At 71.1% G+C, this 9,364-nt stretch carries 8 protein-coding genes; 6 read left to right on the forward strand and 2 right to left on the reverse strand.

Annotation, left to right across the window (positions count from 1 at the left end; all coding sequences use genetic code 11):
* Positions 1-10: 10 nt before the first annotated feature.
* From B7K20_RS12695 to B7K20_RS12720, 6 genes are all read left to right on the forward strand, one after another.
* Positions 11-1,693 (forward strand): carbohydrate-binding domain-containing protein, encoded by a 1,683-nt coding sequence (locus B7K20_RS12695; RefSeq protein WP_084102899.1) that lies wholly within the window; start codon positions 11-13, stop codon positions 1,691-1,693.
* A 184-nt stretch (positions 1,694-1,877) separates the two neighbouring features.
* The gene (locus B7K20_RS12700; protein ID WP_084102900.1) at positions 1,878-3,383 is read left to right on the forward strand and encodes an AlkA N-terminal domain-containing protein; all 1,506 of its coding nucleotides are present in this window, start codon (positions 1,878-1,880) and stop codon (positions 3,381-3,383) included.
* A complete protein-coding gene (locus tag B7K20_RS12705) occupies positions 3,370-3,852 on the forward strand; it encodes a methylated-DNA--[protein]-cysteine S-methyltransferase (protein WP_084102901.1) in 483 nt (160 codons plus the stop codon). Before B7K20_RS12700 ends, B7K20_RS12705 begins: the two co-directional genes overlap by 14 nt.
* 60 nt (positions 3,853-3,912) lie before the next feature.
* Positions 3,913-4,599: a 2-C-methyl-D-erythritol 4-phosphate cytidylyltransferase gene (locus tag B7K20_RS12710; RefSeq protein ID WP_084102902.1), complete on the forward strand. Its 687-nt coding sequence runs from the start codon at positions 3,913-3,915 to the stop codon at positions 4,597-4,599.
* On the forward strand, positions 4,592-5,299 hold the full coding sequence (locus tag B7K20_RS12715) for an SDR family oxidoreductase (protein ID WP_084102903.1): 708 nt from the start codon (positions 4,592-4,594) through the stop codon (positions 5,297-5,299). The genes B7K20_RS12710 and B7K20_RS12715 overlap by 8 nt, the downstream gene beginning before the upstream one ends.
* Before the next feature lie 7 nt (positions 5,300-5,306).
* Positions 5,307-7,025, forward strand: coding sequence for a hypothetical protein (locus B7K20_RS12720; protein ID WP_084102904.1), 1,719 nt, complete (start codon positions 5,307-5,309; stop codon positions 7,023-7,025).
* Between the two features lie 61 nt (positions 7,026-7,086).
* On the opposite strand, the gene proC is transcribed toward B7K20_RS12720, so the two are convergent.
* On the reverse strand, positions 7,087-7,926 hold the full coding sequence (proC, locus tag B7K20_RS12725; RefSeq protein WP_084102905.1) for a pyrroline-5-carboxylate reductase: 840 nt from the start codon (positions 7,924-7,926) through the stop codon (positions 7,087-7,089).
* A 46-nt stretch (positions 7,927-7,972) separates the two neighbouring features.
* Positions 7,973-9,313 (reverse strand): hypothetical protein, encoded by a 1,341-nt coding sequence (locus B7K20_RS12730; RefSeq protein ID WP_084102906.1) that lies wholly within the window; start codon positions 9,311-9,313, stop codon positions 7,973-7,975.
* Positions 9,314-9,364: the final 51 nt, after the last annotated feature.

Consider the following 9,364-nt stretch of genomic DNA (forward strand, 5'->3'; position numbering starts at 1 on the left):
GGCCCTCCTGATGCGCTACCCCATCGCAAGTGCCCTCGCCGGCATCGGCCTGGGAGCCCTCCTGCTCACCGGCTGCTCGGTCACGGATGACGACTCGTCGTCCGAGGCGACCGTCACCGAGCAGACGACGACCGACGACGCGACCGATGCGAGCGAAGCCACGGACGCAACCACCGGCGAAGAGTCGGCGATCGATCTCAGCACGCTGACCGAGGCAACCTCCGTCGACGACCTCGGCCTCGAGGACGTCGACCTCGACGCCGACGCCGCCCGTGCGTCCACGATCACCCTGGCCGACGGCGCGTCCAGCGTGGACGGTTCCGGGGCGAGCGTGGATGGCGACACCGTGACCATCACGGCGTCCGGCACTTATGTGCTGAGCGGCTCGTTGAGCGCCGGTCAGGTGGTCGTCGACGCAGAGAAGGCTCAGGTCACGCTTGTGCTTGACGGCATGGACATCACGGCGGCCGATGTCGCGGGCATCGAGGTGGTGGACGCCGACTGGGTGGTGGTCGACCTCGCGGACGGCTCGACCAACTCCGTGTCCGGCGCCGCCGGCGCCACCGAATCCGACGAGCAGGACGCGCCCAACGCCGCGATCTACGCGACCTCGGACCTGTGGATCACCGGGTCGGGGTCGCTCACCGTCAACGGCGTCGCCGCGGACGGCATCACGTCTAAGGATTCCCTGGTGATCGATGCGGGGACCGTGGTGGTGACCGCGACGGACGACGGCATCCGCGGCAAGGATCACCTGGTGATCCGCGGCGGCTCCGTCACCGTTGATGCGGGCGGCGACGCCCTCAAGTCCGACAACGCGGCCGACGCCGACGACGCGAGCGCGCTCGTGGGCCGCATATGGATCTCCGACGGCACCCTCGACCTGACGGCGGGCTCCGACGCTATGGACGCCTACAACCAGGTGACCATCGAGGGCGGAGACATCGGCATCGCCGCGGAGGATGACGCGGTCCATGCCGACGGGATCCTCCGCATCACGTCCGGCACCATCGATGTGGCGTCGTCGTATGAGGGGCTTGAGGGCGCCCTCATCTACCTCGACGGCGGCACCGCGACCGTGGTGTCGAGCGACGACGGCCTCAATGCCTCGGATGGCTCGGGCTCGTCGGAGCCCGGCATGCGCGAAGGCGGAGCCGGCGGCGGGATGGCTCCCGGCGGTGGCGGCGCGGGCGATCAGGCCTCGGACGCGGCCATCGAGATCACCGGCGGCGAGTGGTTCATCGACTCGGAGGGCGACGGCGTCGACTCCAACGGCAACGTCTACATGACCGGTGGCACCGTCGTGGTCGCCGGGCCCACCAGCAATGGCAACGGCGCGGTCGACTACAACGGCACCTTCGAGATCGACGGTGGAACCTTGGTGGCCACCGGCTCCGCGGGCATGGCACAGGCGCCCGACGGCGGCTCGCAGGCCGTCATCGGCGTCTCGCTCGGCCAGACCGTCACGGCAGGTACCGCCGTCACCGTGACGGACAGCGACGGCGCAGTGGTGGCGTCGATCACTCCGGCCAAGGACACGCAGATCCTCGTCGTGTCGAGCCCCGACATCAGCGCGGGCGAGACGTATTCGATCACCTTCGGAGGGGACGTGTCGGGCACGGCCACCTTCGGGCTGATCACCGACGGCACCCTGTCCGGCGGCGAGTCCGCCGGCTCCATCGAGGCGGGCTAACCCGGCCCGCCCGATCCCCGGGGGCAGAGCCCGCCCCCGTAGCGACGCCGCCACCGGTCTTTCCCCCTTGCGCCGGTGGCGGCGTCGCCATGTCCGGCGCCGCCCTACCCGCCACTGCTGTGTCCGCCACCGCCGTGTCCGAAAACCGCCAGCGAGCGGCGCCAGCGCAGGGCATCCTGGAGCCATGACCGCCCCCACCGACTTCGATGCCCGGTATGTCGCCGTGCACGGCAGGGACGCGCGGTTCGATGGGCAATTCTTCACGGCGGTGCGCTCCACCGGCATCTATTGCCGGCCCTCGTGCCCCGCGCGCACACCCAAGCCGGAGAACTGCACGTTCTTTGTCACCGCGGCGGCCGCGCATCAGGCGGGCTATCGCGCGTGCCGCCGCTGCCTGCCCGAGGCCACTCCAGGCAGCCCCGCCTGGAACCTGCGCGAGGACGTCGCGGCACGCGCCATGCGGCTGATCGCCGACGGGCTCGTGGACCGCGAGGGCGTGCCGGGCCTTGCCGGTCGCCTGGGCTACTCGTCGCGCCAGCTGGGCCGCATCCTGCACGAGGAACTGGGCGCCGGGCCTCTTGCTCTGGCGCGCGCCCAGCGGGCCCAGACCGCGAGGCAGCTCCTGGTCTCGACCACGCTGCCGGTCGCCGAGGTGGCACACGCCGCGGGCTTCGCCTCGCTGCGCCAGTTCAACGACACCATCCGGGAGGTCTTTGGCCTCACGCCCACCGACGTGCGCGCGCGGGCGCGTGCATCCGAGGCCCGCACAGGAGCCTGGTCCCAGGCGGCTCCCGGCGCGCTCACCCTTCGCCTGCCCGTCCGGGCTCCCTTCGATGGCGCGGGCCTCATGGACTGGCTGGGACGTCGCGCCGTGCCCGGAGTCGAGCACATTGCGGACGGTGCGTACCAGCGCGGAATTCGGCTCGACCACGGTCCGGCCGTCCTCACGCTCGAGCCCGCCGCGGACCACGTGCTCATGTCCGCGCGTCTCACCGACCTTGCCGATCTGTCGGAGGCGATCGCCCGCACCCGTCGCCTGCTCGACCTCGACGCGGACCCCCAGGCGATCGATGCGGCGCTCGCGACCGACCCCCTCCTCGCGCCCGCGGTCGCCGCCGCCCCCGGCATTCGCATCCCTGGCTCCGTAGACCCCGCGGAGATGGTCGCTCGCGCGATCCTTGGCCAGCAGGTGACGGTGGCCGCGGCGCGCACCGCGGTGGCGCGCCTGGTCGCGAATCTCGGCGAGCCGCTCCCCGCCGCGCTCGCCACGGAGCACCTCACCACGTTGTTCCCTACCGCCGCCGCGATCGCGGAAGGCGCCCACCACGCCGTGCGCGGGCCAAGGGCCCGCCGCGCCGCCCTGGCGACGACGGCATCGGCCCTCGCGAATGGCGACCTCGTCCTCGACCCCAGCCGGACCGTGACCCAGGCGACGGCCGACCTCGAGGCCCTCCCCGGCATCGGCCCCTGGACCTCGCACTATGTGGCGCTGCGCGTCCTGGGCGCGCCAGACATCCTCCTCACTGACGACGTCGCGGTGAGGGCGGGTGCCAGGGCGTTGGGTCTCCCGGACGCCGCACGCGGACTCGTGGCCGCGACCGCCAGCCTCGCGCCGTGGCGCAGCTATCTGATGATGCACCTGTGGCGCGCCGCGTCACCGACCCCTGGAGACACCGATGCGCACTCATGACACCCTCACCACTCCTGACGGACCCTTCGTGGTGATCGAGGAGGACGGCGCGGTGGTCGCTGCCGGCTGGACCGACGACCCCGCGGTGCTCGCCGCTCGCTCCCGTCTGACGGACGGACCCGGCCTTGCCGGATCCGTGCAGGCGGCCGATGCCGTGGCCGCCTTCTACGCGGGAGACACCTCCGCGGTCGGTCGGGTCGCGGTCAGGGCCCCCGGGACGCCGTTTCGCGCCCGCGTGTGGGACGCGCTGCGCGACATCCCTGCAGGCCAGGTGCGCACGTACGGCGAGGTGGCCGCGGCGCTCGGGTCGCCGGGCGCGAGCCGCGCCGTCGGGGCGGCCTGCGGGGCGAACCCGGTCGCCCTGTTCGTGCCGTGCCACCGGGTGACCGGGGCGAGTGGCGCGCTCACGGGTTTCGCGTGGGGAGTCGACGTGAAGCGCTCGCTCCTGGCGCGCGAGGCGCTCGCCTGACCGCCGCGGCTCCCGCGCAAACTAGACTATGGGCGACCTATCCCGACTTTTGGAGTGAACGTGATCTCCCTACTCCTGCTGAACGGCGGCGTGGGCGCCCGGGCAAAGACGGCCGGACCCAAGCAGTTCGTCAAGATCAACGGCGTCCCGATCCTCGTGTACTCCCTCAAGGAGGCCGATGAGGTCGAGGCGATCACGCAGATCGTCGTCAACTATCCCGCAGGCCACCTCGACACCGTCGAGCAGATCGTCAAGGACTACGCGATCTCGACCCCCGTGGTCTACGCGGAGGCCGGCGCCACGCGCCAGGAGTCCGTGGCTCGCCTGCTCGACGAGGCGACCAACGACGTGGTGATGATCCACGAGTCCGCGCGCCCGCTGGTGCGCGCCGCGGACTTCCGCGAGCTCGCTCAGTCGCCGCACGCCAACGTGGGTTTCATGCGCGAGATCTCGTTCACCGTCGCACCGGTGGACCCCGAGACGCAGCGCGTGACCGGCTCGCTCGAGCGCGCCCGTCTGCGCAATGTGCAGCTGCCGCAGAAGTTCGCGAAGGCGGACCTGCGCGCGGGGCACGAGTTTGCCCTCAGCAGCGGACTGACCTTCACCGAGGACGCCACCATGTGCGCGGACGCCGGCATCGACGTGTTCTTCATCGAGGGCGACGAGCGCAACCTCAAGGTCACCACCCCTGGCGACGTGAACCTCGCCACCCACCTCCTGCGTCACGAGGGGGAAGAGGATGTCTAAGACTGCCCTTGTCACCGGTGCCTCGAAGGGCATCGGCCTCGAGACCGTGCGCCGGCTGGCCGCCTCGGATCTCGACATCACGACCATCGTCCTCATGGCCCGCGCGTCCGACGCCTATGACGAGAACTTCGCGACGCTCGAGGCCGAGGTGCCCGCGGGCGTCACGCTCGTGCGCGAGACCGTCGACGTGGGCGACCGCGAGGCGCTGATCGCCGCGATCGAGCGCGTCTACGCGCAGGTCGGCAACATCGACTTCCTCATCAACAACGCGGGCTACACCAACCCCGTGCCGATCCACCAGGTGGACTTCGCGGACTTCGAGCGCACCATCGCGGTCAACGTGTACGGCCCGTTCACCCTGGTCCAGGAGCTGCTGCACCGCGGCAACCGCTTCGAGGTGATCGTCAACATCGCGTCGACCGCTGGCATCGGCGGCCGCTCCGGCTGGCTCACCTATTCGGCGTCTAAGGCCGCGGTGATCAACATGTCCGAGGTCATGCGCGACGAGCTGAAGATCTTCGGCACGCGCGTGGTGTGCCTGTCGCCCGGGCGCACGGCGACGGACCTGCGCAAGGTGCTCGCGCCCGATGAGGATCCGTCGACCATCATGCAGCCGCAGCACGTGGCGCAGGTGATCGAGACGATGCTGGGCCCCACCGGCCAGTACGTCGACCAGCAGAACGTGATTGTGCGGCAGTAACGAGCCGATGCTGTCCATGCTGAAGGGGCTCGTCAAGCCTCGCCGCCTGATCGCGCTTGCACTCGCGGCCCTTGTCGCGACCGCTGTCGCGATCGAGGCGTCGTGGCTGATCCCGGCCGTGCTCGCGCTCGTCGTCGCGCTCATCGTGGTGCCGCTCACGCAGCCCGTGGGCCCGACGATGCAGGCACGCCTGCCTTCCTCTGGCCTGCTGGCGCGCTTCGTGGCCGGCGCCGGGCGATCCGCGGCGGCCACGTGGCTGTCGCTGGGCGCGCTAGGCACCTCCGCGGCGCTGCGCGAGGACAGCCAGGACTGGGCCGTGGCGATCGTGTTCCTCGTGGGCGCGGGCTCGGCGGCGCTGTCGGCGCTCGTGACCAAGCCGGCCCTGCGCGGCGACCTTCGGCTGAGCACCACTGCCGACGATCAGTCCCGGTCGCTGCCGTGGGCCATCGCCGCGGTCTCGCTCGCGGCAGTCCTGAGCCTGCCGGCCCTCGCGCTGTGGCCGGGCGTGCTCGCCACCATTGTGGCGGTGCTCGCGGCCGTGCTCGCGGCGCTCGGCACGGGGTTGGTTGCCCGCCGGTTCGCTCGTCGCGCGAGCACTCGCGAGCGCGTGCTGGACTCGATCTCGCGGCTTGAGCCCGCCTACGCGGTCTACCAATCGGGCCCCTACGGGTCGGCGTATCAGCTCAAGATGTGGCTGCCGTATCTCGAGCAGGCGGGCCTGCCGTACGTGATCATCGCGCGCCAAGAGGCCCTGTTCAGCGAGTTGCGCTCCATCACCGACCGCCCGGTGATCTATGCCGGGTCCCTCCGCGCCGTCGACGAGGTGCTCGCCCACTGCGGCGGCACGGTCATCTACGTCAACAATGCCGCCGCGAACACCCACGCGGTGCGCCGCTATCAGCTGCACCACGTCCAGATCCTTCACGGCGACTCCGACAAGGCGTCGAGCCGTAACCCCATCAGCGCGATGTACGACGAGTTGTGGGTCGCCGGTCAGGCCGCCATCGACCGCTATGGCGACCACGGCATCGGCATCCCGTCCGAGCGTTTCCGTATCGTGGGTCGTCCGCAGGTGACGGGCATCGAAGGCCCGCGCCTGGACCCGGGTCAGGCGCGCACCGCGCTCTACGCGCCCACGTGGAATGGGTTCTTCGGCGACGCCAACTACTCGTCCCTTCCGCACGGCCGCGCGATCGTTCAGGCGCTGCTCGACGAGGGCCTCACGGTGATCTTCCGCGAACACCCGTACTCCTCGGGTTCGGCGCAGCTGCGTGCCGCCATCGCGGACATCCACGCACTCTTGGCGGAGGACGCGCGGCGCACCGGCCGCGCCCACCGCTACGGCCCCGAGTTGTTCGCCGAGCTCGACCTCATCGGCTGCTTCAACGCGTCCGACATGGCGGTGACGGATATCTCAGCGGTACCGAACGACTTCCTGTTCAGCGGCAAGCCGTTCGCGATCATGGAGATGCAGCCCGACACGCTGGTGCGTATCGAGGGCAGGCCCACCCTGGCAGCCGCCGCGTACACCGCCATCCCCGGGGACGACATCCCCGCGTGGATCGGCGCCTTGGTGCGCGACGAGGGCAAGGCGCCCGCACGCGAAGCCGCGCGAGAGCATTACCTGGGGCCCTTCGCCCGCGAGGGGTACGCGGACGTCTTCGTCGACGCGGTGCGCCAGACGGTGGCCGCGCACCTGTTCCACGGCGAGCTGTCGACCGAGTAGGTCGACCGACCAGGACGGCCGATGCCGTGGCCGCCCTCCGTACGGAGGGCGGGCGGGTTGGTCAGCCCAACTCTTCGGCGAGCTGGCGCGAGCGCTTGGCGGCGGCATCGGCCCCCGCCGCGACCACGCCGTCGAGGCCGGCGTCGGACAGCGCCTTGAGGGCCGCGATGGTGGTGCCGCCGGGGGAGGAGACGCGCTTGCGCAGGACGTCGGGGGTGTCGCCGGTATCGACCAGCAGGCGGGCCGCACCCAGGAACGTCTGGGCCGCGAGTTGGGTCGCGAGCTCGCGGTCGAGGCCCTGGCCCACGCCCGCCTCGGTGAGGGCCTCGACGAACGCGTAGAAGTACGCCGGACCCGAGCCGGCGATGGCGGTCACGGTGTCCATCTGGCTCTCGTCGACCGTCACGACCAGACCGGTCGCCTTGAGCATGTCGATTCCCAGGGCCATGTGGCCCTCGTCCGCGTAGGCGCCTGCGGTGATCGCCGTGGCGCCGTGGCCGATGATGGACGGTGTGTTGGGCATGGACCGCACCACAGGAGCGCCGGCAGGGAGACGCTCCTCGTAGAACGAGGTGGTGAGCCCTGCGACGACCGTGTGGACGAGCGCTCCTGGGCGGTATACCGGCGCGATGTGGGTGAGCGCCTCCTCGGTGTCGTACACCTTGACGGCGATGACGATCACGTCGGCGTCGACCACCGCGGCCGCGATATCGGAGCCCACCGTGACGCCGTGGCCCTCGGCGAGGGCGGCGGCGCGTGCCCTGTCTCGCTCGACGACGGTGATGCGATCCACCGGCCACCCGGCGACTCGCAGGGCGGTCACCATCGTGCCGCCCATCACCCCGCCTCCGATGATGGCGACGCGGGGTGCGGACGGGGACGTCGGTGTCGGCTCGCTCATGCCGCCAGGGTAGTACTGCGGCCCGCGATCGCGCCGGGACCTGCCGTTACAGGGGGAACTGGATCCAGAACTCCTCGAGCGCATCGGCCGGTCCGGTGAGGACAAACACCGCGGTGCCGTTGCGCCACACGTACGACGCCGGGTCGCCGTCGATCGTGACGCGCTGACCGACCTCGGCGTCACCGACCGTCACAGGTTGAGGGTCGCTTCCATTCGCCGCGAGGGTGTCGAACTGTGCCGTGGCGTCCGCCTCGTCGTAGTGCTGGATGGCACGCAGCTCGAGGGTCGTCTCGCCGTCGGTGTACGTGAGGTCGTCGACCTCAGCCACCCGGGTGTCCAGGCCGGCGGTGTCCTCCTCGACCGGAGTCGCGCCGCTCATGCCGTAGACCCCCACCGTGGCGGGCATGGCCGCGAGGAAGTCGGTGGGATTGTCGAGCGCGATGGGTTCGACGGTGGACTCGGCGGGTACCTCGACCACCACGGGCGCGGCGATCTCGACGTCCTTTTCTGGCTCATTGACGAGGAGGTACACGACGTATGCCACGGCGCCGAGCACGACGAGGCCGACGATCGTGAGGAACGCGGCTCCCAGGTACCACGGGCGGTGATGCTCGTCCGCGGGCGGCGGGGGCACGGTGCCGTCGTCGTCGCCATCGGCGCCGGGTGCGGTGTCCGGATCGGCGTCCATGGCGTCGGTGTCGGCGGGATCGGTGTCATCGGTCTCGAGGTCGTCACCCTCGTCGTAGTCCGACCAATCCGATGCGGTGGCGTCGTCCTCGTCGTCGCGGCCTCCGTCGTCGCGGATGTCGTCGGCGGGCTCCGCTACGGCTCGGTCGTCGTCGACGGCGGCCGCGACAGCCGCGTCGGGGAGCGCTTCGGAGGCGTCGGGAAGTACTTCGGGCGTATACGCCGCGCTCGTCGCCGCCCACGACGCCGCCGAGGCAGGCGCATTGCTCCGCGGATCGCCGGCGAACCACGCGGGCTGGGGCGCCACTCCGTCCTCGGGCTGGAACGTGGTGGGCGCGGTTGACGCTGGCTGTGGCGTGACGCGGGGGATGGCGCCCGAGGCCGAGAGCGACGCCTGCCTCACGGCCGAGTCGCCGAGTTCGCGCACGGGATCGACGCCGTGGTCTGCTGCGGCGCGCTCGTGGGGTGCATCCACCACCTCCCATGTCCCGGACGAGGGATGAATCTCCTCGCTGTCGGGCTGTGCGACGGGTGCGATGATGTCGCCATCCTCCCCGGGCACCTCCCGAGGCACGACGGGTGTGGAGCCCGTCGAGGGGAACGCGGGCTTGGAGGGCGCGACCGCGCCGCTGTCGTCGTTGATGCCGTGCCACGGCAGCGAGCCGTGTGCCCTGTCGCCGTTCGCCTTGTCGTGCGCCATGCGCCCAGACTACGGCGCACCGCCGACACCGGGACGTCCCGGCGCCCCGAG

Origin of the sequence: Demequina sp. NBRC 110051, from assembly GCF_002090055.1 — a bacterium.
In the GTDB taxonomy this organism is placed as follows: domain Bacteria; phylum Actinomycetota; class Actinomycetes; order Actinomycetales; family Demequinaceae; genus Demequina.